This is a genomic window from Nocardia sp. NPDC050799, from assembly GCF_040654015.1.
Classification (GTDB): domain Bacteria; phylum Actinomycetota; class Actinomycetes; order Mycobacteriales; family Mycobacteriaceae; genus Nocardia.
This window is the reverse complement of sequence record NZ_JBFAHF010000046.1, coordinates 1-20,133: the sequence shown is the minus strand read 5'-3', so window position 1 is coordinate 20,133 and position 20,133 is coordinate 1. Positions and strand designations below refer to the sequence as shown.

Below are 20,133 nucleotides of genomic sequence, written 5' to 3'. Positions count from 1 at the left end.
AAGGTGTCGAGCTGATGCCCTGGGGCCTGCGCTGCGAGCACTGGACAGAGGATGGCCGCGCGTTCGAGATGAGGTAGGCCAAGTCGCGCTGCGCAGGACGACCAGGGTCCGCGTGGCCACCCTCGCCGCATCCTCGGACGTGCCGGTGGTGGCCGAGGCGGGCCGCTGCAATACGGCCCACGCGCCGGGCCTCGCGGTCGCGTAGGCGCGATGGGCGTCGGCGAGGCCGCGAAGGGCATCGCTGCCCGCACGGTCCGCCGTTGCCTGCGAGATGGCCTCGGCGAGCTCTGCACCCCCAATCGCCCTGCGACGACGGAGAGCGTTGTCGCAGGGCGATTCCCTTGTCGTTGGAGAGAAGCGGCGCAGCATGAAGCACGTCCGGCTTGGTCGGGTTCGACCGCGCCGCGAACGCGATCGGGCCGTGGGGGCAGACGAGTGGTGAGCTGGTGCAAGCGCTCACGCACCCAGTCGAGACGTGGCGTCGAGGTGTTGAGCTGGCGGTGGTTCAGGCGGGGCGGCCATATGCCTCGAGGAGCCGCAGCCAGATCTCGCTGATCGTGGGGTAGGCGGGGACGGCGTGCCAGAGCCGGTGGAGGGAGACTTCCCCGACGATCGCGATGGTCGCCGCGTGCACGAGCTCTGCGGCGTCCTGGCCGACGAACGTCGCGCCGATTACGACGTGCCGGTGCTCATCGATGATGAGCTTGGCGCGCCCGGCGTACCCGTCGGCGTGGAGCGCGGCTCCGGCCACCGCGCCGAGGTCGTATTCGACCGTTCGGACGTTGCGGCCCTCGGCGCGGGCCTGGGCCTCGGTGTAGCCGACAGCGGCGACTTCGGGGTCGGAGAACACCACTCGTGGCACGGCGGCATGGTCTGCCGTGGCGACGTGCCGCCCCCAAGGGCCGTCGGAGAGCGGCGCGCCTTGCAGACGGGCCGCGACCGCCTCGCCGGCCGCCCGCGCCTGGTACTTGCCCTGGTGAGTGAGCAGGGCACGTCGGTTGACGTCGCCTACCGCATATAGCCAGTCGGTGCCTTCGACGAGCATTGTGTCGTCGACCGGTAGCTTCGCGTCGATGCCCGCGGCCTCGAGCCCGAGCCCCGTGGTCGCCGGACGGCGACCGGTGGCCACGAGCATCTCCCCAGCCTGCAGAGCGGTGCCGTCCTCGAGTGCGACGGTGACGGTTCCGTCGGAGTTGCGGTCGACTCGCACGGGCGATGCACCGATGCGCACATCGACGCCCTCGTCCGTCAGCGCCGCGGCGACGTGCGCGCCGACGAACGGCTCCTCACGGCCGAGCAGCGCCTCGCGCGAGAGCATGGTGACCTGGGTGCCCAGCGAGGAGAAGGCGAACGCCATCTCGGTGCCGGCGACGCCACCGCCGAGGATGATCAGGCTCTGCGGCACGTGGTCGGCGGAGGTGATCTCGCGAGTGCCCCATGCCTTGGATTCCATGAGCCCCGGGATCGGCGGAACGACCGGGACGGACCCGGTGGCGAGGGCGACCGCCCGTGCGGTGTAGATCCGGTCGCCGACGGTCACCTGCCGGCGGCCCGCGAGGCGACCGTGGCCTCTGATCAGGTCGACGCCGGCGGAGTCGAGCCATGCGGCCTGCCCGTCGTCGTTCCAGTCGCTGGTGAACGCGGTCCGTCGGGCGAGGACGGCCTTGGCGTCGACGTCGCCGGCGACGGCTTCGCGCGCTCCGGCCAGTCGGCGGGCTGCCCGGAGGGCATGCCCGGAGCGCAGCAACGCCTTGGAGGGCATGCAGGCCCAGTAGGAGCACTCGCCTCCGACGAGCTCGGCCTCGACGATCGCGGCCTGGACCCCGCGCTTGGTGGCGTAGTCGGCGACGTTCTCGCCGACGGGCCCGCCGCCGATGACGATCAGGTCGTAGTCGTATGCCGTGTTCTCCTCGGACATCAGACGGCCCGCTTCCGCAGCATGATGCTCAGCCGGATCGCCGAGACAAGGAAGAAGATCGCGCCGAGCGCCGCGTAGCCGGCCGCACCCGAGATCGCGCCGTTGCCCTGCAGCCCCTGGATCAGGAACCCGCTGCCGGCGAACACCGAGATGCCGCCCGACAGCATCTGCGCGACCTGGCCTCCGGACTTCCGGTTGCGGATGGCGGCGATGAGCTGCGGGATGCCGGAGATGATCGCCCAGACGCCCCAGACTGCGAGGGCTGCGGGGATCGCGATCGAGGAGGAGACGCCGACGGCGACGGCGACGGCGACGCTGACGACGACGTTGATCCATTCAGCGGTCTTGGAGCGCTGCTTGTCGGGGTCGGCGCGCAGCTGCCATAGCACTGCCCCGGCGTCGAAGAGGGGGTAGACGATCAGCAGAACCGTCAGGAGGGCGTTCGGTTCGGTCGCCTTTGCCGCTGCGGAGAACATGATCCCCACCCAGATGATGGCGAAGACGAATCGGACGAAGTAGAGGGTGCGCAGCGATCGGCTGTAGGTGAGTGCCGGGGTGGTTTCTGTGATGGGCATGATGTCTCTCCGAGGTGATTCGTTCGACGGTCAGGCGACGGTGGTCGTGAGCGTGACGGGGACGTTGCCGCGGGTCGCGACCGAATAGGGGCATACGGTGTGCGCTGCGGCGACGAGGTTCTCGGCGGCCGCCTGATCGATGCCACCGCCGATATGCACGCGAAGTGCGCCGCCCAGTGCGAGGCCGCCGCTCTCGGTTTTGGTGATCCACACCTCGGCGGATACCGTGGAGTCTGTGAGCTTCGTCTTGCTCTGTGCGGCAACCATCTTCAGTGCGGAGTGGAAGCACGAGGACCAACCGGCGGCGAAGAGCTGCTCGGGGTTGGTCGCGCCGCCCGGTCCGCCCATCGAGCGCGGGATCGCCAGCGTCACATCGAGCAGGTCGTCGTCGGTGACGGCGCGACCTCCCGCGCGGCCGTCGCCGGTCGAGGTGGCGGTGGTGGTGTAGAGGGTGTCGGACATGAGAGTTCTCCCTTGGTGGGGCCGGTCTACGGACTGGCTGCTATGTGGGGGTACTAGTACGTCTACAAAGAGGAATGTAGACTAGTTGGTACACCAGCGCAAGTGGGTTGAATCGCGATTGAGAGGGAACATGGGTGACGACGGGGTGACAGGTACCCAGGCGAGCGCGGGGCAGCAGGGTAGGGGCGGTGCGCAGACGCGCGAGCGCATCCTCGAAGCCGCGAGCGAGCTGTTCTATGCCGAGGGAATCCGGGCCGTCAGCGCCGACCGCATCATCGAGCGCGTCGGAATCACCAAGGTGACCTTCTATCGACACTTCCGCACCAAGAGCGACCTCGTCGTCGCCTACCTCGCGGTGCAGTCGGAGGCCGAGAAACAATGGGTGCGGAGCCGTCGGCGGCCGGGCGATCCCAGCGGTTCCCTGCGCGCGCTGGCCGACGACATCGGTGCTCACAGCTGCCGGCCCGGTTTCCGTGGGTGCGCCTTCATCAACGCCGCCGCAGAATTCTCCGACCCCGCTGACCCGGTCCGGGTCTCCGTCCATGCGCACCGGCAGTGGATGCTCGACGAGTTCGCCGCCATCGCGGAGGACGCCGGCGCAGCCGACGTCACGAGTGTGGCGAAGCAGCTGATGATCCTCCGCGACGGAGCGATGGTCAACGGCTACCTCGGCACGTCGGCCGACATCGCAGCCGCGCTCGGCGCCGCCTTCGACGGCGTCCTCGCGGCCTCCACGGCCCCGGAGGTCAGGGCCTTGCCTGCTCGCTGAGTCATCGCAGGATTCGGTCCTGCGCGGCTTCCCGGTTGCCGCCTCGTCCTGGGTGGCCTGGAATGGGCCGGCTTCGCGGCGCTCTTGCCGCGCCTCGGTGTGTGGGAGAGGCGCTCGAGGCCGGGCTATCCGGGTGATGGCACACTGCGGTCTGGTAACCGTCCTACCGGGTGATGATGCGTCGTCCCGACGGCTGGTGGCCTATCCGCTCCAGTCGTTCCGCAGTCATACGGGCAACAATTCTCGACAGCTAGCGCGCCCTCAGGCCATCGACGACGACGGTGAGCATGCGGTCGAGTTGGTCGCGTTGCTCGCGCGCGCCGGCTACGGAGAGCACGCCTGCGAGGATGCCGCCGATGTCGACCGGGTCGATATCGCTGCGCAGTACCCCTTCTTCGGCCCCGGCCTCGAGCATCATGCCCAGGATCTGCTGGACCTCATCGCAGACCGGTCCGGTGCCGAAGCGTCCGGAAGCGCTCATGGCGACCAGGGCTTCGCAGATGCCGCGCCGCTCACTCGCCCACTCGGCGAAGCGGCACATCCACATATGGAGAGCTCGTGCGGGTCGCTCGGCGGCCAGGAGGGCCTGTGCGTCCTCGCGCAAAGGGCGGATCTGGTCGCGGTAGACCTCCTCGACCAGGTCCTCCCGGGTGGGGAAATGTCGATAGAGGGTGCCGCTTCCCACGCCCGCGCGCTTGGCGATCGTATCGAACGAGATCGCTCGCCCGGAGGCGAAAGCCTCGGTGGCCGTGACGATCAGGCGTTCGCGGTTGCGTTGGGCATCGGCGCGCAGGCCGTTCCGTGGAGGTGTCATGGTCTTCGCGATCGGGAGTGTCGGGGGCGAGGTAGGGAAGGAATCGGGGATATCTCCGGTTAGTCTACCTTGGCGAAAGCGGCGACCTCTCCGGTTACCGGTGTAGCCCGATCCTCCCCGTTCGACGAAAGGCCCCCAATGCCCGCAGCGCTCATCACCGGCGGCACGACCGGAATCGGCAGAGCGACCGCCGAACTGCTGCACGCCTGTGGATATCGGGTCGCTGTCACCGGACAGAACCCGGATTCCGTCGCGCGGGCAAGGCTCGAACTTCCCGACGACATACTGGCCGTCCGGTCCGATCTTCGAGTTCCGGCCGATACCGACGCTCTGTTGGCGACGGTGTCCGAACGTTTCGGATCTCTCGACCTGCTGTTCCTCAACGCCGGAATCTTCCGCCCTGCACCGATTGCCGATGTGACGGAGGAGGCGTTCGACGAGCAGGTCGACATCAACTTCAAGGGCCAGTACTTCACCCTCCAGAAGGCCCTTCCGCTCATGAACGACAGCGGATCGATCGTCTTCACCGTGGGCGTCGGATCCCGTCGCGGCAGCCCTGGCGCCACGCTGGGGGCAGCGACGCGCGGTGCACTACTGACAATGCTGCCCTCGCTCGCGCTCGAACTGGCTCCGCGCGGAATCCGTGTCAATGCCGTTAGTCCCGGGCCGATCGAAACCCCGCTGTTCGACAAGCTGGGAGTTCCCGGGAGCGGTCGGGATGCCATGCGCGCGAAGATCCCGTTCGAGCGCTTCGGATCCAGTCGAGAGGTCGCGGAAGTCGTCGCCTTCCTCGCCTCGGACGCCGCCGGTTACGTCACCGGACAGGACATCGCCGTGGCCGGCGGCTACGGGCTCGGCGTCTGAAACCCGGGCGAGCCGGCCACCGATTCGCGCCCACGAGTACTACGAACCACAACCACAGGAGAAACACGATGTCACTCACTCTCGACACCTACCGGCAACTCGGGCGTTCCGGTCTGCGGGTCTCGCCGCTCGCGCTCGGGACGGCCACCTTCGGCAACGACTGGGGCTGGGGCGCGGAGCAGGACGAGGCGCGCAAGTTGTTCGACCAGTACGTCGAACGCGGCGGGAACTTCATCGACACAGCGGTCACCTACACCAACGGCACATCGGAGCGCATGCTCGGTGAGTTCGCCCGGGACAGACGAGACAGCTTGGTCCTGGCCACGAAGTACACGACCCTGCGCCGGCCCAGCGACCCCAACTCCGGTGGCGCGAGCCGAAAAAGCCTCTTCGGGGCGGTCGAGACCAGCCTGCGGCAGTTGAACACCGACTACGTCGACCTGCTCTACCTGCACGTGTGGGACCCCACCACCCCTGTGGAGGAGATCCTTCGCGGTCTGGACGACCTCGTTCGGCAGGGCAAGGTCCTCTACGTGGCCATCTCCAACACCCCGGCCTGGCAGATCTCACGCATGCAGACGATCGCCGACCTGCGCGGCTGGTCACCGCTGGTGGCACTCCAGCTGGAGTACAACCTGATCGAGCGCACCGGAGAGCGTGACCTCATCCCGATGGCGAACGAGCTGGGCCTGGGAACCGTCTTGTGGTCACCGCTGGCGGGAGGGGTGCTCACCGGCAAGTACAGCCGACAGGACCTGAACACGCCGCCCTCCGGCCAGAGCGAGAGCGTCCGCAAGAGCTTCAACGTGGCCCTCGGCGGAGTAACCGAACGCGCCCTCGCCATCGTGGACGTAGTCAAGGAGGTCGCCGACGAGCTGGGCCACACACCGGCCCAGGTGGGGCTCGCCTGGACCCTGCAGAACCCAGGGGTGACAGCGCCGATCATCGGGGCTCGAACCGCCGAGCAACTGCAGGAGAACCTGGGAGCCCTGGAGGTCGACCTCACTCCGTCCCACCTGGCGCGTCTTGACGAGGTCAGCGAGATCGACCTCGGATTCCCCCACGCACTACTCGCGAGCGACCACATCCGCGTCCAGACCCGCGGCGACCTGAAGATCCAGGCCCGCCGCTGACGACGCGGCGGCCGCCGCGCCGACCCATCATCGAGCGAACCGATGGGTCAACCCGGATGCAGGGACCGTGACATGCGACATATTTGCTTGCCGTGGTCGACCCCGTGGTGGGAAAGTACGCTGATATGTAGACGTACTAGTTCGTATACCAAGAGGTGGAGTGAAAGGATATTTATGACCACGACGGAGATCCAGCCCGCCGACGTCGAGAACCTGGTGGCGGCGGCCCGGTCGGCGGTGCCGGTACTCGCCGCGAACGCGGGCCGCGCCGAGCGCGACCGGCGGCTGCCCGCCGGGAGCACCGCGGCGCTGCGGGATGCGGGTGCGTTCGCGCTGGCCACACCCGCCCGGTTCGGTGGTCTCGACGCCGACCTCCCGACCACCGTTCGCGTGATCTCCGAGCTGGGCCGCGGTTGCTCGTCGTCGGCCTGGCTGGTCGCGGTGAGCGCCGAGGCGCAGCGGGCCTTCGGTCCGCTCATGTCCGAGGAGGTGCTCGCGGAGTTCTACGCCGACCCCGACACGCGGCTGTGCGGTGCCGGCAAACCCCCCGGCAGGGCACGGCGGGTCGCCAAGGGTCTCCATATCTCCGGACGTTGGCCCTACGCCTCGGGCTGCGAGGACGCGCCGTGGGCCATCATCCCGGCCATGGTGGGCGATGGTGACGGGTCTGCTGAGTTCGTCCTCGTGCTCGCGCCGACCTCGGATCTGGATATCGAGCGCACCTGGGACACGGCCGGAATGCGCGGCACCGGTAGCCATACGCTGGTGGCCGACGACGTGTTCGTGCCCCGCGCCCGCGTACTGTCCGTGCCCACGGGTCCGAACGGTGCACCGGACTTGTTCTCCGGCCGGCCTGCCGGCCAGCTCGGCGGTGGTGTGACGCTGCTCGCCTCGCTGGTCGGAGCCGCTCGTGGAGCCCTGGATGTGGTCGGTTCCACGCTCCATGAGCGCAAGCCCCCGATGACGCAGTACGACAGCCTCGCAGCCTCGCCCGGCGCCCGGCACTGGTTCGCCCAAGCCACCCACCTGATCGAGAGCGCCCAGCGTGACCTGGTCGTGCTCGCGGCCGAGATCGACCAGCTCGCGGCCGAGCCGGCACTCGCCGACCGGGACGGCACGGCGCTGCGCATGCGACTGAACTCGGTCGTACAGCGGTGCCAAGAAGGGGTGAACCTGCTGCTGGACCTGCACGGAGCCGCCGGATTCGCCACCGGCAACGCACTGCAGCGGTTCTGGCGTGACCTGCACGTCGGCAGCCGGCACGTGCAGTTCAACACTTACCTCGCAGTGGAGAACCACGCCGGCATCCTCGCGACCACCCCTGACTCGCAGGAGACATGATGATCGAGAAGCGATAACGGGCCATCTCGGGCCCGCGGCTCGTCGCCGTTCCCGCCACCGACGGATGCCGACCGTGGGCGGCGGTACTCGAGGGGTGACGAACACGGCGCCCGAATTCACAACAGGAAGGAGTTTCCGGTGCTTACCGGTGATTCCCGTGTCGACATCGACACCAGCAAGCCCCACCCCGCACGTGTATACGACTGGCTGCTGGGCGGTAGCACCAATTACCCGGTCGACGAGAAGGTCGGCGCGGCACTTCCCGAGGAAACGCGCGGCAACGCGGCCCGGAACCGGGCGTTCATCCACCGGGCCACCGGCTGGCTGGCGAAGAACGGCATTGCCCAGTATCTCGACATCGGCACCGGAATCCCCACCGAGCCCAATATCCACCAGGTCGTGCAGGCCATCGCGCCCGACGCCCGGATCGTCTACGCGGACAACGATCCGATCGTCCTGCAGCACTCGGAAGCGCTGCTGACCAGTACCCGTGAGGGCGTCACCCGTTTCCTGCACGCGGACGTGCGACAGCCGGCGTCGATCCTGGAACATGCCGGTGAGGTATTGGACTTCGACCGCCCCGTCGCGCTATCGCTGTTCGCTCTTCTGCACTTCTTGCCGGACGACGAGGCATACGGCATCGTGCGAGCACTCGTGGAAGCCCTTCCATCGGGCAGCTTCCTGCTGCTTTCGCACGGGACGGTCGACGAGCATCCCGAGTGGGAGGGAAAGGTCGAGGCCGCGTACGAGCAGGCCGCGATCCCGCTGCGGTTGCGCACTCGTAGTGAAGTCGTGCCTTTCTTCAAGGGGCTGGAACTCGTTGCTCCGGGGCTGGTGTCCGCCACCGAGTGGTACCAGGAGGATCCGGCACCGGCACTCGAGCGCAGCGGATTTCATGTCGGCGTCGCCCAGGTCCCGTAGTGGCTACGGCCCCACCGGTCCGTCTCGGCCGGCGACTGTGCGACCCGGTCCCCGTACAAGTGGACGTCTGTCCTGGCCGGTTGCGATGCCGTCGTTCACGCGGCCCGATATCGCCTACAGCCGCGTCGAACTCGCCACCGAACAGGCACTACTGCCGCGGGATACACCCACGATGCACACCGTGATACTGCGCCCGCCGTTCGTCTGGGGCGCCGGGACGACCACAACGATCGAGATGGCCGACCTTGCGCGATCCGGCGGATGGACCTGGATCGATCGAGGTCGCCACATCATGTACGTCATCGAACCTGAATAGGGACTCACCGAAATGACTCCCGCACACAAATCGCACGGCTCTCCCATGGAAGCGAGGTCAGCAGTTGGGCACGAGCAAGAGGGTGGCGCGCGGAATCGCAGTCACCGCTGTAACGATGGCCGGCACGATGTCACTGGCAACCCCTATGGCCGTGGCCACCCCTTCCCCCGTGACGTCCGATTCGCCGAGTGCCGCGGTCACGGCGAACGCGTCGTTCGGCAGGCTCGGCGGGCTGATCGACCTCGCCGTGGAGCGCCTCCGCGTCAGCAACGACGTCGCAGCGTCCAAGTTCGGCACCGGCTCAGCTGTCGACGACCCCGTCCGCGAACAACAGGTGCTCGACCGAGTACGGAGCCAGGCCGCCGCGATCGGGCTGGACCCGAATACGGCCGCGGCCTTCTTCCAGGACCAGATCACCGCGAGCAAGGTCGTACAGAACGGACTACTTGCCCACTGGAAGGCACATCCGGACCAAGCTCCCGATACGCGCCCGGACCTGGCCCGGATCCGCGTACAGCTCGACCAGCTGACCGGCTCCCTGCTCGAACAACTCAGGGCCACTGTGGATGTGCGCACCACGCCCGCCTGGTGCGCCATCGAACTCCCCCTGGCCGCCGAATCAGCGGCACTCCTGGATGGACTGGACATCCTGCACCAGCAGGCGCTCGGCACGGCGGTGCGCTCCGTGTGCAGCACAGGCTGAAACCCGGTTCGATGACTACAGGTCCGCTTTCCGGACATTGCCCGGAAAGCGGGCCCGTCCACGGATACGCAGAGCCCGGGAGAGCAGCGTTCATCGACGCCCGGGGCGGAATTCGCCGATCCCGGCGATCCTGCGCGAAAGACCGTTACCGAGCATCGCCGCTGGATACACGGGCAATTCGCCGAGATCGCCACGGAGGCAGGGGTCGGCGATATCCGTTCGACCGCAAGGCAGCTGATGGTTCTCCGCGATGGAGCGATGGTGAACGGGGTACCTCGGAGACCCGGCGCCGGTCGCTGATTCTTGCCACCGGTTGAACCTGAGCAATTTCGTTCTCGGAAGTTCGTGAATGCGCTGTCGGTCAAAGGGTTACGAGGCTCGATGGGCAGGGGCGGAGCCTGTGGTGACAACGCGGCGATGGAGGCGTTCTTCGAGCTGCTGCAGAAGAACGTGCTCGACCGGAAACGGTGGGCGACCCGCGCCGAGCTCCGGCTGGCTATCGTGGTCTGGATCGAGAAAACCTACCACCGCATCCGCCGGCAACGCCGACTCGGCCGGCTCACCCCGATCGAGTTCGAGGCAATGAACCGGCCCGCACTCGCGACCTGAAAGACCAAATCCGCGAGTCAACCGAACTCGGGGCAGTCCATGTGTCGAATACACCGACGTGATCCGCGACGGGGCCACCGGGCAGTGGATCTCCAAAGCCGAAGTCGCCGAGGCGCCATTCACCGCGTTCGATCCCGCAAGAAGAACGAGAGTATCGCTGGCGGCTGGTGGTGCGCCACATCCCCTACCTGAACTCGAAGCAGGTGCAACAACCGACGCTGTTCGCCACGAAGAGTGTGTGGCCTGGGGCGGCCGTCATTGCGTTCAACATCCCTGCACCGCGCGGATCCTCGCCGACCGAGGCGGGCAGCTCGCGAGACCCACTACCGCGACTATCCGCCGCATTCCTGTCCATGTCGTAGCGCACCTTGCCCGCTCCGGGCGCCGCTTCACGCTCCACCCTCCAGGGGATTGCCATGGAAGAAGGTGTTCAACCGGCTCTTCGCGATCACACACGCCACGCGCCACGGAACTCACTTCGGGTAGGCGGAAATCCGTGTGCGCGACGCAGGTGGTCAGTGGGTAGCTTTCAAATCACACACCAATCTCGGAATGGGGAGAACAATGTCGTTCACGTTCGGAATCTTCGATTCCTTCGACCAGGGCGTCCAGGCTCCAGGAGAAGTCCTTGACGAGCGCTTGCGCTTCGCTGTCGAAGCCGAGAAACTCGGGATCGATCACTATCATGTGACTGAACACCACGGAACGGCGCTGTCCGTCTGCCCCTCCCCGAACATCTTCCTGGCTGCCCTTTCCCAGCGCACGACGCGGATGCGGATTGGGGCACTGGTATACGTGCTTCCCGCATACCACATCCTGCGGCTCACCGAGGAGATTGCGACACTGGACCACCTCTCGGGCGGACGCCTCGAAGTCGGGGTCGGAAGTGGCATCAGCCCCTACGAGTCGGCGTACTTCGGTGTGCAGTCTGAGCAGATGCGCCCGGTGTATGAAGAGTCTCTTCAGGTGATGTTGCGCGCTCTCGAGTCGGGCCGCGTCCAGCATGAGGGAACGCTGCTTCAGGACTATGATGTTCAGCTGTCCATCGGGCCGCTTCAGTGCCCGTACCCACCAATCTGGTACGCGTCGAGCAACACGCGAAGCGCGATATGGGCCGCGCAGGAGAACGTCAACTTCGTCGGACGGTGGAACGCGGGGGAGTTCGTGCCGGCAGCAGAGGAGTACTGGCGTGTCTGGCAAGAGCTGAGAGGCGAGGTCGATCCGGTGCAGGGATCCACGCTTGACCTGCCCCGCGTCGGCGTATCCTCCGTTCTCTTCATCGGGGAGAGCGATGAAGAGGCGCTTGATCGCTACAACGCCGCCTATGGCCTCTTCGGCGAACGGGTGACCAAGTTGTGGCACGATCACAGTGACTACCGCGTCGATGGCATTGCCAGCCCCGCTCGGGGGCTCGAGCTGGGCAACGCAATCGTCGGAACGGTGGACTCGGTCCGCGACCAACTGCTCGCCCAGATCGAGCATTCGCCGGTGAACTACCTCGAGGTCATGCCCTACTTCGGTGACATGTCGTACGACGAGGCCCGACGCAATCTCCAATGGTTCTCCGATCACGTGATGCCCGCACTGCGCGCCAGCAAGGACGCACCGCTCGAGGAGGTCGCGGCATGCTGACGCAGGCGGCACCAGCTGGGTCATCGGACGCCCGCTTCAGGGACGCAATGGCTGCGGTGTGCAGCCCCGTCGCCGTCGTCACGACAAGCGATGGCGACCATGTCTCAGGAACAACGGTCAGTGCCTTCTGCTCATTGTCGATGGATCCTCCGATGATTCTCGTCAGCTTGGACAACTCCTCCCGCCTGCTGGCCGAGGTCCGCCGCAACCGGCATTTCGGAGTCAACGTACTCGCGGCCGATCAAGGCGCGCTGGCGCGCCAGTTCGCGTCGAAGGACTCCTACAAGTTCGAGGGTGTCGACTTCCGCCTGTCCGGCGAGACCCCGCGCCTCACAGGCAGCGCTGCGTGGGTGAAGGGCATCCTGCGCGGCGCATATACGGATGGTGACCACACGATTCTCATCGGACTCGTGACCGAGGCGGATGCGACCGCTGCTCCGCCGTTGACCTACTACCGGTCGCACATTCGGCACGCACGTCCCGGTGTAGCGGCCCGGCTGCTGACAACGGGCACATCGTCTCGGTTCCCGCGGAGTCGAGTCCAGACAGATCGAGAAGACTAAAGAAGGAACGAAGATGGCAGTGGTAAGGTACGAACGCACAGACGACATCGGCCACCTGGTGCTCTGCAACCCCCCGCACAACCTGCTGGGCGTTGCGTTCTACGAGGACATGCGCGATTCGCTTCATCAAGCGGCTTCGGACACCACCCGCGCTCTGCTGGTGCGCGCAGAAGGCCCGAACTTCACCAGCGGCGGTGATATCGCGGCGTTCGCCACGATGCCGCCAGGCGAGTTCCGCCTGCTCGCGTCCGAGTATCATAAAGCGTTCCGCGCGATCGAGGCTCTTCACATCCCCACCGTGGCGGCCGTGCGCGGTTCCGTCTTCGGGGGTGGCGTCGAGATCGCGCTCGCGTGCGACATCGTGGTCGCTGCCGACGACGCAGAGTTCCGTCAGATCGAGGTCTCTGTCGGATCAATGCCCATCGCCGGCGGCGTGCAGCGATTCGCTGAGCGCGTCGGGCGTGCCCGCGCTGCAAAGTACGCGATGCTCAGCCTCCCGCTGGACGGGCGGACCGCAGCAGAGTTCGGTCTGGTCGCATACTCGGCGCCTGAGGACAAGGTGGAGGCAGAGGCCCTGAGCATCGCGACGCGTCTTGCAAGCGGGCCGACGCGCTCCTACGCAGCGGTCCGCCAGATCCTCAAAGTCTGGTCCGGGGGCGGCGTTCCGGCCGCGGATGCGGCGATGCTCGATATCGCGATGCCGCTGCATGGAACCGAGGACGCCAAGCGGGGCCGTATCGCCCGCTCGGAGGCGCTTGCCCGAGGAGTAGAGGCAGCCCCCGTCGTATTCGAGGGCCGCTGAGCGGCCGGGATCAGGAGCGAAACGATGACCGGCGGCGTTGCCGAGCAGCGGGTCGAATGCGGCGGCTACCGCACGCGTTACCTGGAAGCGGGCGACCGCGAGGCACCGCCGCTCCTCCTCCTCCACGACGGAGGGTGGGGAGGCAGTGCATCGACGAGCTGGAAGAACGCGATCAGCGCCTTCGCGGAGACTCGTCGTGTCCTCGTGCCGGACATGCTCGGCTTCGGAGGCACGGACAAGGTGGTGTTCCTCGACCGGTCTCCCTACTCCTTCCGCATCGTCCATCTCGCCGCGTTCCTGATCGCGGTCGGAGTGACGGAGCCTGTGGACGTCGTCGGCACGTCTTTCGGCGGATCCGTCGCCCTTCGCTCGCTGACCCTTCCGGAGTCGTTCCCGGTACGATCGGCCGTGAGCATTGCGGGCACGGGAGGCCCCTGGCGCACGGAGAAGGCCAAGCGGGAGCTGGGCGAGTGGGACGGCACGCGAGACGGCATCGCGAAGATCGTTCGGTTGCTGATGGACGACTCCGCCTACTTCGACGACCATGTGTCGGAGAGGTTTCGGTGGGCGAGCGTGCCGGGTCATTTCAAAGCGGTCAGTGCGCCGGCGATCTCGGTGCCCGCATCCTTGCAGCATCCGGTCGACGACACCTGGCCGCGTCCCCTGGGAGAGGTGCCGCAGCCGATCATGCTCATTCGCTGCACGAAAGACGAGCTGGTTCAGAGGGACTGGACCGATCACGTGCGCAGAGCGAACCCCGATGTCGTGGTCCGGCTCATCAACCACCGGCACTCCCCGAACATCGATCGCGCCGAGGAGCTCGTCGGCATCATCTCCGACTTCTGGTGTCACGCCCATCCGCGCCCGACCGCCGGAGCAAGGTTCCCATGACCGAGAGCTCCGCCCCGGTGATTCAGGTCGGCTCCGCGGCACACGTCCGACGTCCCTCGATGAGGGCGTCGGACACCACGACACCATTCACCTATCACAAGAAGCACTGGACACCGGGACGATGCCGTTCACGACGAGAGACGTCGAGACCGCCGAAGGTCGAACCTCGAACGCGCGACCTGGCTCTGAGTTGGAGGAGGCCCCGGCAATGGGCGTCAGCGATGTGACGACAGGCGCAACGGCGGCGGACGCGCTGCGCGTCGCGGAGAAGACTCCGATCGCCGATGGCGTGATACGCGTGAAGCTGCGCCACCCCCTCGGTGACCGACTCGCCGATTGGACTCCCGGATCACACATAGACCTCCACCTTCCCAACGGCCTCGTTCGCCAGTACTCCCTCTGCGGTGACCGCTGGGATCCGCTGACCTATGAGATCGCCGTTCGGCTCGACGTGGGGGGACAAGGAGGATCGGCCTATCTGCATGACACGCTCGAAGTCGGAGACCTCGTCGCCGTGGGAGGGCCGAGGAACAACTTCAGGCTCGTGCCAGCGGCCGAGTACCTGTTCCTCGCCGGCGGCATCGGCATCACGCCCCTCTTGCCGATGATCGAAGCCGTCGAGCGGATGGAGCTTCCATATCGGCTCCTCTATACGGGACGGACACGCCGTTCCATGGCCATGGCAGACGAGCTCGCAGAGCGCGGTCCTCATGTCGAGCTCTATGCGAGCGAGGAGGGGCGGCGACTCGATCTGAGCGCAGCGTATCGCGACGCGGTGCGCATCCCGGTGTACGCATGCGGACCGCAGAGCTTCCTCGACGAGCTGCAGTCCGCGGCGGTGGGGCGAGACGACGCCCATCTGCTGAAGATGGAGCGCTTCCAAGCGGTCGTGCTCTCCGCCCCCGCGCGTGCCACATCCTTCCGTATCCGTCTCGTCCGGCGCGGAGTGGAGATAGATGTCGTCCCGGAGAAGTCGATCCTCGAAGTCGTGCAAGAGGCGGGCGTGCCGGTCCTGAGCTCCTGCGGGATGGGTGTCTGCGGAACCTGCGAGACGGCTGTGATCTCGGGCAGGCCGGATCACCGCGACTCCCTCCTCGACGAGGCCGAGCGCGCCGACAACTCATGCATGTTCATCTGCGTCTCCCGATCGATCGATGACCACCTGACCCTGGACCTGTAGGAGACGAATATGTCAACGAGGACCGAGAATGTGACCGGTTCTGTCGTCGAGACGGATCTCGATCCCTATTCCCCCGAAGCACGCGCCAACCACAACGACTTCCATGCGCACGTCCGTGAGCTCGGCGATTTGGTCTACTTCACCAAGTACGGCTGCTATGGGACTGCCAGATACGAGCACGTGCGCACGATCTTCAGCGACTGGCAGTCGTTCGAGAGCTCGAACGGCATCGGCCTCCTCAGTCGTCGCAGTGACAAGCAATGGCGCCCACCCAGCGCCCTCATTGAAGCGGATCCGCCGTGGCACGACGCGACCCGCGCGGTCACCATGAACATCATCGGCCCGAGGGCGATGCGTCGTCTCCGCGCCCAGTGGGAGGCCGACGCCGAAAAGCTCGTCGATGAGCTCTCCGCGCGGGATGTCGTCGATGGCGCGCTGGACATCGCCCGGGTTTACCCGCTGCGGGTCTTCCCGGACGCGGTCGGCATGCGGCCTGACGGCCGTGAGAACCTCCTGCCCTACGGCCACTACAACTTCAACACCGGCGGCCCGCGCAACGAGCTCGTCCGGGTACTCGAGCCGATGCTGCCGCCGGTCGAGAAGTGGGTCGCGGAGCAGTGCCAGCGCAAAGCCTTGGACAGCGTCGGCTTCGGTGCGCAGATCTACGCCGCCGCCGACCGCGGCGAGATCCGACACGATCAGGCGCCGATGCTGGTGCGATCACTCCTTACGGCCGGCGTTGACACCACGGTGAACGGCATCACCGCGACCCTGCTCGCCCTCGCGGCACGCCCGGACCAGTATCAGCGTCTCCGCAGTGATCCGTCTCTGGCCCGTGTCGCGTTCGAGGAGAGCGTCCGGCTGCACAGTCCGCTGACGGTGATGTTCCGCTCCGCCGTCGAGGACACGCGTTTCGCCGGTTCGGTCATTCCCGTTGGCAAGAAGATCTGGCTCTCGATCACGGGCGCCAATCGCGATCCGCGGCGCTGGAAGGATCCGGACGCCTTCGATCTTTCGCGCGACCCCTCCGGTCACGTCGGGTTCGGGATGGGCATACACCAGTGCATCGGTCAGCACGTCGCGCGGTTGGAAGCTCTCGCGCTGTTGGGGGCGCTGGTCAAGCGCGCTCGGTCCATCACGCTCGTCGGCGAGCCGGAGACGATTCCCAGCAACACGATGCGCTCGTTCAGTGTGCTCCCGCTGAAGATCGAGTGGGAGCCGGCGTAGGCGGCTCCGCGACTCGACGGCCGGTGAGGTGAACCGGGGCGGGGACCCCGGGACCTGCCCTCCTCCGGGCCCGAATCACCGTGCCCTGTCCGCGATGGGGACGGTGGATTTTTTAAGGGCTCTGGCCCCACTTTCGGTTTGCGCCGTGAGGCGCTGTGTTTCGAATGGAGGTGAGAGACCTTCGTTTTCGGCCTGTCGTAGCAGGTCGGAGGAGCTGAGGGCAGCCTGATCCGGGTGGTGCCGGGGAGGGCGGGAGCAGCCCTGACAAAGCCGGGACGCGGCCAGTACTGCCAGATAGTGCGGGTCCGGCGAGCGGGATGAGGAGGAGTACGCGAGGAACCAGCGTGCGTGCTGCACACGCGACCGCGTCGATTTCGGCAAACAGGATCTAGTGTCCCGCACCAGGAATTCGCTTTCTAATTGGTGGGCTGTGTGGCGGTGTGTCGACGTGCCGGTTCACACCAGGGTGGTCATCTGGTCACACTCGCGATGGACCTCACCGCCTGGATGCAGACCCTGGCATTCGGTCAGACACCCGCACGCCGATGGGAAGCAAAAGCCCCACGGTTACGGCTGTTCTCGATTCCCGCCCGCCTCGCTCGTCACGCCCGGCGTGTTCACCTGCGTCTGCCGGCCCACCACCCATTCACCGCTCTCGCGGCCACTGCATTCACTGCGCCTCGCAGCCCCCTGACCAGCATCAACCGTCCCTGCGAATCAGGAAGGCGCGCCCTTTCCGGGCCTGTGGAATCCGGCAGCCAACCCGCTGGTCGGGGCAGCTCACGCTGCCCCGACCAGCGGAATTAGCAACCCAAACCGAATTGACCCCGCCGACACCACTCACGAAAAATCGAGGTTAAGCGCGATCGGTCTGGCGAATGCGGAGTTCGATGTCCCGCGCGAAGCCGGTCAACTTGGGAAGGTACCGATCGAGTTGATTCGATCCCGGCGCTGCAAGCAGGGTGAGCACGTAGTCGGTTCCCTGCGCGCCGTTCGAGACCGGCACTGAAAGCGACAGCTGACTCGGGATCGGCTCACCGCGCGCGACGGCGAATCCGTTCCTGCGCACTTTGTCCAGCTTTGTGAGGAGACCGTCCTCTCGCGACGGCACAGCGGCGCCGTCCATATAGGTATGCACTGCTTCAGGGCTTTGCGATGCGAGAACAACCCATCCGGCACTCGTGTCCAGCAGGGGGACCTCCTGGCCGGAGTGCACGATGTAGATTCGCGGTTCCCGCCCCCATCGACGCTCAATGCATACCAGGCGCCCGTTGTCGAACTTCGAGAGCACCATCGCGTGCCCCGTCTCCATCGACAGCGCTTCGATGTACGGGGCGACCGCCGTTCTGACTCGGCGACTCCAGTCCGTCGCCGCCCCGAGCTCCCACATGCGGAATCCTAGCCGGTAGCCCCCGTTCGAGAGTCTCTCGAGCGCGCCGAGTTCGACGAGCTCGGCGAGATATCGATGTGCGGTGGCCGGGGGCAGTTCCGTGGCAGCGACCACGCCTGAGAGGGTGATCGAGATGCTGTCCCGCAGCAGATCGAGAATCCCGAAGGCGCGTGCTGTTACGCTGAGCTTCCCTTTCCCCGTCATGGCAGGCATCTCTTGATCTCCCTTGATCGGCGCACTGATTATATCGAGCGCGCCCTTCGACTCTACCGGCAGCAAGACCCTGAACCGTCGACTTATCTGTATGGCAGCGGTTTCGTAGTCGGGGTCAGCTGCCCCGTAGCGTGCCGTAGGAGTGCGGACGGACTGACTCGTGAACCGTCTGTCGCCCTAGCGGTTGACTTGCCCGTGATGTGTTGCGCCCCGGGTTTGATGGAGACATCGAAGACCCGGAGGATTCGAAGTCATGGCTGCACCGAAGAAGTACCCCGACGAGCTGCGTGAGCGCGCGACGCGGTTGGCGGTCGAGGCGAGGAAGGATCCGGCCGCGCGTGCCGGTGCGGTGAAGCGGATCGCCGATCAGCTCGGTATCCACCCCGAAGCGTTGCGGACCTGGGTCAGTCGTGCTGAACGCGACGAGGGATTGCGCCCGGGCCCGACCACGAGCGAGCGGGCCCGCATCGCCGAGCTCGAGCGGGAGAACCGTGAGTTGCGGCGGGCGAACCAGATCCTCGAGTCCGCGGCGTCTTTCTTCGCGGCGGAGTTGGACCGTCCGTCGCGATGAAGGTCGAGTTCGTCGACGCCCACAGGGTCGAACACGGTGTCCAGCCGGTCCTTGCGGCGCTCGAACAGACGCCCGCTGCGATCGCATCGTCGACCTACTACGCCCACAAGACCCGCCCGGCCAGCACGCGGACGCTGCGTGACGCCGAACTCCTCGAAGTGATCGAGCGGGTCCACGAGCAGAACTACGGCGTCTACGGCGCCCGAAAGGTCTGGGCCGAAATTGAACCGGCAAGGTCATGACATCGCACGATGCACGGTCGAGCGGCTCATGCGGTGCGCCGGACTACGCGGGTTGCTGCGCGATAAGGTCCCGCGCACCACCAGACCCGCCGCGGAAACCGCCCGGCCTGCCGATCTGGTCGAACGCGACTTCACCGCGTCGCGGCCCAACCAGCTGTGGGTCGCGGACCTGACCTATGTCCGCACCAGCGCAGGATGGGTCTACGCGGCGTTCGTGCTGGACGTGTACTCGCGGATGATCGTGGGCTGGCAGGTCAGCACCAGTCTCTACACCGACCTCGCGCTCGACGCGCTGCAGATGGCGATCTGGCGGCGGCGAGCCGATGGCGCTGACCTGGCCGGACTGACCCACCACTCCGACAGAGGAGTCCAATATCGTGTGATTCGCTACACGCAGCGCCTCGCCGAGGCCGGCGCGGTCGCTTCGGTTGGCTCGGTAGGCGATTCCTACGACAACGCGATGGCCGAGGCGTTCAACTCGCTGTTCAAGGCCGAACTCGTCCGTAACAAGGGCCCGTGGCGCGGGCTCGATGACCTCGAGTTCGCGACCGTCGAGTACATCGACTGGTACAACAATCGGAGGTTTCACGGCGAGCTCGGACACGTTCCACCAGCCGAATACGAGCAACTACATGCCGTGGCCGACCCGGTCACGGCAAGCCTGGAAACCAATTAATCCGCTCTCCATAAAACCCGGGGCTTGACAATGTGTCTACCCGTCCGGTCTCCGTTCACGGTCTGACTCGACAGAGGTGTGGCGACAAGCTGCTGTGAGAGGTTCTTGAAGTCGACATGTCGGCCATGGATTCCCCACCCGATGAGACGAGGAACCGAATCTGATGATGCTGATCGGCATCGATCCGCACAAGTCCAGCCACACCGCGACCGCCGTTGATCCGGCAGAGAGTGTCAGAATTTTTGTGGGCGGAACAGTGACCGTTCCGTTTAATTCCCAGTTATCCGCTCACCATAAAACAGCGCGAGCGTGTTGAGTATA

The 20,133-nt window shown here is 66.3% G+C and carries 19 protein-coding genes and 3 pseudogenes; 17 read left to right on the top strand and 5 right to left on the bottom strand.

All coding sequences use genetic code 11. The features are described from left to right. Positions 1-505 precede the first annotated feature (505 nt). From AB0H42_RS31705 to AB0H42_RS31695, 3 genes are read right to left on the bottom strand one after another with little or no spacing between them, the layout of a single operon-like run. The gene (locus AB0H42_RS31705) at positions 506-1,918 is read right to left on the bottom strand and encodes an NAD(P)/FAD-dependent oxidoreductase (RefSeq protein WP_357062729.1); all 1,413 of its coding nucleotides are present in this window, start codon (positions 1,916-1,918) and stop codon (positions 506-508) included. Beyond that, a complete protein-coding gene (locus AB0H42_RS31700) occupies positions 1,918-2,493 on the bottom strand; it encodes a hypothetical protein (protein ID WP_063129791.1) in 576 nt (191 codons plus the stop codon). Before AB0H42_RS31700 ends, AB0H42_RS31705 begins: the two co-directional genes overlap by 1 nt. Positions 2,494-2,523: 30 nt before the next feature. After that, the gene (locus AB0H42_RS31695) at positions 2,524-2,955 is read right to left on the bottom strand and encodes an Ohr family peroxiredoxin (protein ID WP_357062727.1); all 432 of its coding nucleotides are present in this window, start codon (positions 2,953-2,955) and stop codon (positions 2,524-2,526) included. A 130-nt stretch (positions 2,956-3,085) separates the two neighbouring features. Here AB0H42_RS31695 and AB0H42_RS31690 point away from each other — a divergent pair, with 130 nt between their 5' ends. Further along, on the top strand, positions 3,086-3,724 hold the full coding sequence (locus AB0H42_RS31690) for a TetR/AcrR family transcriptional regulator (protein WP_357062726.1): 639 nt from the start codon (positions 3,086-3,088) through the stop codon (positions 3,722-3,724). Between the two features lie 250 nt (positions 3,725-3,974). On the opposite strand, the gene AB0H42_RS31685 is transcribed toward AB0H42_RS31690, so the two are convergent. After that, complete coding sequence (locus AB0H42_RS31685) at positions 3,975-4,538, bottom strand: TetR/AcrR family transcriptional regulator (protein ID WP_357062724.1); 564 nt, start codon at positions 4,536-4,538, stop codon at positions 3,975-3,977. Between the two features lie 138 nt (positions 4,539-4,676). Between AB0H42_RS31685 and AB0H42_RS31680 the strand changes: the two genes are divergently transcribed. The 15 genes and pseudogenes from AB0H42_RS31680 to AB0H42_RS31610 all read left to right on the top strand — a co-directional run bounded on the left by AB0H42_RS31680 (position 4,677) and on the right by AB0H42_RS31610 (position 17,527). Beyond that, positions 4,677-5,402: an SDR family oxidoreductase gene (locus AB0H42_RS31680; protein ID WP_357062723.1), complete on the top strand. Its 726-nt coding sequence runs from the start codon at positions 4,677-4,679 to the stop codon at positions 5,400-5,402. Positions 5,403-5,470: 68 nt separating this feature from the next. Next, complete coding sequence (locus AB0H42_RS31675; RefSeq protein ID WP_357062721.1) at positions 5,471-6,535, top strand: aldo/keto reductase; 1,065 nt, start codon at positions 5,471-5,473, stop codon at positions 6,533-6,535. Between the two features lie 174 nt (positions 6,536-6,709). Then, the gene (locus tag AB0H42_RS31670) at positions 6,710-7,876 is read left to right on the top strand and encodes an acyl-CoA dehydrogenase family protein (RefSeq protein ID WP_357062719.1); all 1,167 of its coding nucleotides are present in this window, start codon (positions 6,710-6,712) and stop codon (positions 7,874-7,876) included. Positions 7,877-8,014: 138 nt separating this feature from the next. Next, positions 8,015-8,797, top strand: a complete 783-nt coding sequence (locus AB0H42_RS31665; RefSeq protein ID WP_357062718.1) for an SAM-dependent methyltransferase — start codon at positions 8,015-8,017, stop codon at positions 8,795-8,797. An 85-nt stretch (positions 8,798-8,882) separates the two neighbouring features. Further along, on the top strand, positions 8,883-9,113 hold the full coding sequence (locus AB0H42_RS31660; protein ID WP_357062717.1) for a hypothetical protein: 231 nt from the start codon (positions 8,883-8,885) through the stop codon (positions 9,111-9,113). Positions 9,114-9,282: 169 nt separating this feature from the next. Then, complete coding sequence (locus AB0H42_RS31655; protein ID WP_357062716.1) at positions 9,283-9,816, top strand: chorismate mutase; 534 nt, start codon at positions 9,283-9,285, stop codon at positions 9,814-9,816. 324 nt (positions 9,817-10,140) lie between these two features. Continuing rightward, positions 10,141-10,425 (top strand): annotated as a pseudogene (locus tag AB0H42_RS31650) (IS3 family transposase); the annotation flags it as partial. A 34-nt stretch (positions 10,426-10,459) separates the two neighbouring features. Then, positions 10,460-10,610, top strand: a pseudogene (locus AB0H42_RS31645) (IS1380 family transposase); the annotation flags it as partial. A gap of 379 nt (positions 10,611-10,989) precedes the next feature. Continuing rightward, positions 10,990-12,057, top strand: coding sequence for an LLM class flavin-dependent oxidoreductase (locus tag AB0H42_RS31640; RefSeq protein WP_357062715.1), 1,068 nt, complete (start codon positions 10,990-10,992; stop codon positions 12,055-12,057). Beyond that, positions 12,051-12,620 carry a flavin reductase family protein gene (locus AB0H42_RS31635; protein ID WP_357062713.1) on the top strand — a complete coding sequence of 190 codons (570 nt, stop codon included), beginning with the start codon at positions 12,051-12,053 and terminating at the stop codon, positions 12,618-12,620. The genes AB0H42_RS31640 and AB0H42_RS31635 overlap by 7 nt, the downstream gene beginning before the upstream one ends. 13 nt (positions 12,621-12,633) lie before the next feature. Continuing rightward, positions 12,634-13,422: an enoyl-CoA hydratase/isomerase family protein gene (locus AB0H42_RS31630; protein WP_357062711.1), complete on the top strand. Its 789-nt coding sequence runs from the start codon at positions 12,634-12,636 to the stop codon at positions 13,420-13,422. 24 nt (positions 13,423-13,446) lie between these two features. Next, complete coding sequence (locus AB0H42_RS31625) at positions 13,447-14,313, top strand: alpha/beta hydrolase (protein ID WP_357062709.1); 867 nt, start codon at positions 13,447-13,449, stop codon at positions 14,311-14,313. Positions 14,314-14,434: 121 nt separating this feature from the next. Beyond that, positions 14,435-15,493, top strand: a complete 1,059-nt coding sequence (locus tag AB0H42_RS31620; RefSeq protein ID WP_357062708.1) for a PDR/VanB family oxidoreductase — start codon at positions 14,435-14,437, stop codon at positions 15,491-15,493. Between the two features lie 30 nt (positions 15,494-15,523). Further along, positions 15,524-16,720 (top strand): cytochrome P450, encoded by a 1,197-nt coding sequence (locus AB0H42_RS31615; protein ID WP_357062706.1) that lies wholly within the window; start codon positions 15,524-15,526, stop codon positions 16,718-16,720. Between the two features lie 423 nt (positions 16,721-17,143). Beyond that, positions 17,144-17,527, top strand: coding sequence for a transposase (locus AB0H42_RS31610; protein ID WP_357062756.1), 384 nt, complete (start codon positions 17,144-17,146; stop codon positions 17,525-17,527). A gap of 49 nt (positions 17,528-17,576) precedes the next feature. On the opposite strand, the gene AB0H42_RS31605 is transcribed toward AB0H42_RS31610, so the two are convergent. Continuing rightward, complete coding sequence (locus AB0H42_RS31605; protein ID WP_357062705.1) at positions 17,577-18,323, bottom strand: helix-turn-helix domain-containing protein; 747 nt, start codon at positions 18,321-18,323, stop codon at positions 17,577-17,579. A 253-nt stretch (positions 18,324-18,576) separates the two neighbouring features. Here AB0H42_RS31605 and AB0H42_RS31600 point away from each other — a divergent pair. Then, positions 18,577-19,812 (top strand): annotated as a pseudogene (locus AB0H42_RS31600) (IS3 family transposase). Positions 19,813-20,133 lie beyond the last annotated feature (321 nt).

Bases quoted from the DNA above. Each gene is read 5' to 3' on its own strand.
- AB0H42_RS31705 (WP_357062729.1), bottom strand. From the start codon at position 1,918: ATGTCCGAGGAGAACACGGCATACGACTACGACCTGATCGTCATCGGC.
- AB0H42_RS31690 (WP_357062726.1), top strand. From the start codon at position 3,086: ATGGGTGACGACGGGGTGACAGGTACCCAGGCGAGCGCGGGGCAGCAG.
- AB0H42_RS31670 (WP_357062719.1), top strand. From the start codon at position 6,710: ATGACCACGACGGAGATCCAGCCCGCCGACGTCGAGAACCTGGTGGCG.
- AB0H42_RS31675 (WP_357062721.1), top strand. From the start codon at position 5,471: ATGTCACTCACTCTCGACACCTACCGGCAACTCGGGCGTTCCGGTCTG.
- AB0H42_RS31695 (WP_357062727.1), bottom strand. From the start codon at position 2,955: ATGTCCGACACCCTCTACACCACCACCGCCACCTCGACCGGCGACGGC.
- AB0H42_RS31635 (WP_357062713.1), top strand. From the start codon at position 12,051: ATGCTGACGCAGGCGGCACCAGCTGGGTCATCGGACGCCCGCTTCAGG.
- AB0H42_RS31640 (WP_357062715.1), top strand. From the start codon at position 10,990: ATGTCGTTCACGTTCGGAATCTTCGATTCCTTCGACCAGGGCGTCCAG.
- AB0H42_RS31625 (WP_357062709.1), top strand. From the start codon at position 13,447: ATGACCGGCGGCGTTGCCGAGCAGCGGGTCGAATGCGGCGGCTACCGC.
- AB0H42_RS31685 (WP_357062724.1), bottom strand. From the start codon at position 4,538: ATGACACCTCCACGGAACGGCCTGCGCGCCGATGCCCAACGCAACCGC.
- AB0H42_RS31620 (WP_357062708.1), top strand. From the start codon at position 14,435: ATGCCGTTCACGACGAGAGACGTCGAGACCGCCGAAGGTCGAACCTCG.
- AB0H42_RS31680 (WP_357062723.1), top strand. From the start codon at position 4,677: ATGCCCGCAGCGCTCATCACCGGCGGCACGACCGGAATCGGCAGAGCG.
- AB0H42_RS31660 (WP_357062717.1), top strand. From the start codon at position 8,883: ATGCCGTCGTTCACGCGGCCCGATATCGCCTACAGCCGCGTCGAACTC.
- AB0H42_RS31700 (WP_063129791.1), bottom strand. From the start codon at position 2,493: ATGCCCATCACAGAAACCACCCCGGCACTCACCTACAGCCGATCGCTG.
- AB0H42_RS31605 (WP_357062705.1), bottom strand. From the start codon at position 18,323: ATGCCTGCCATGACGGGGAAAGGGAAGCTCAGCGTAACAGCACGCGCC.
- AB0H42_RS31630 (WP_357062711.1), top strand. From the start codon at position 12,634: ATGGCAGTGGTAAGGTACGAACGCACAGACGACATCGGCCACCTGGTG.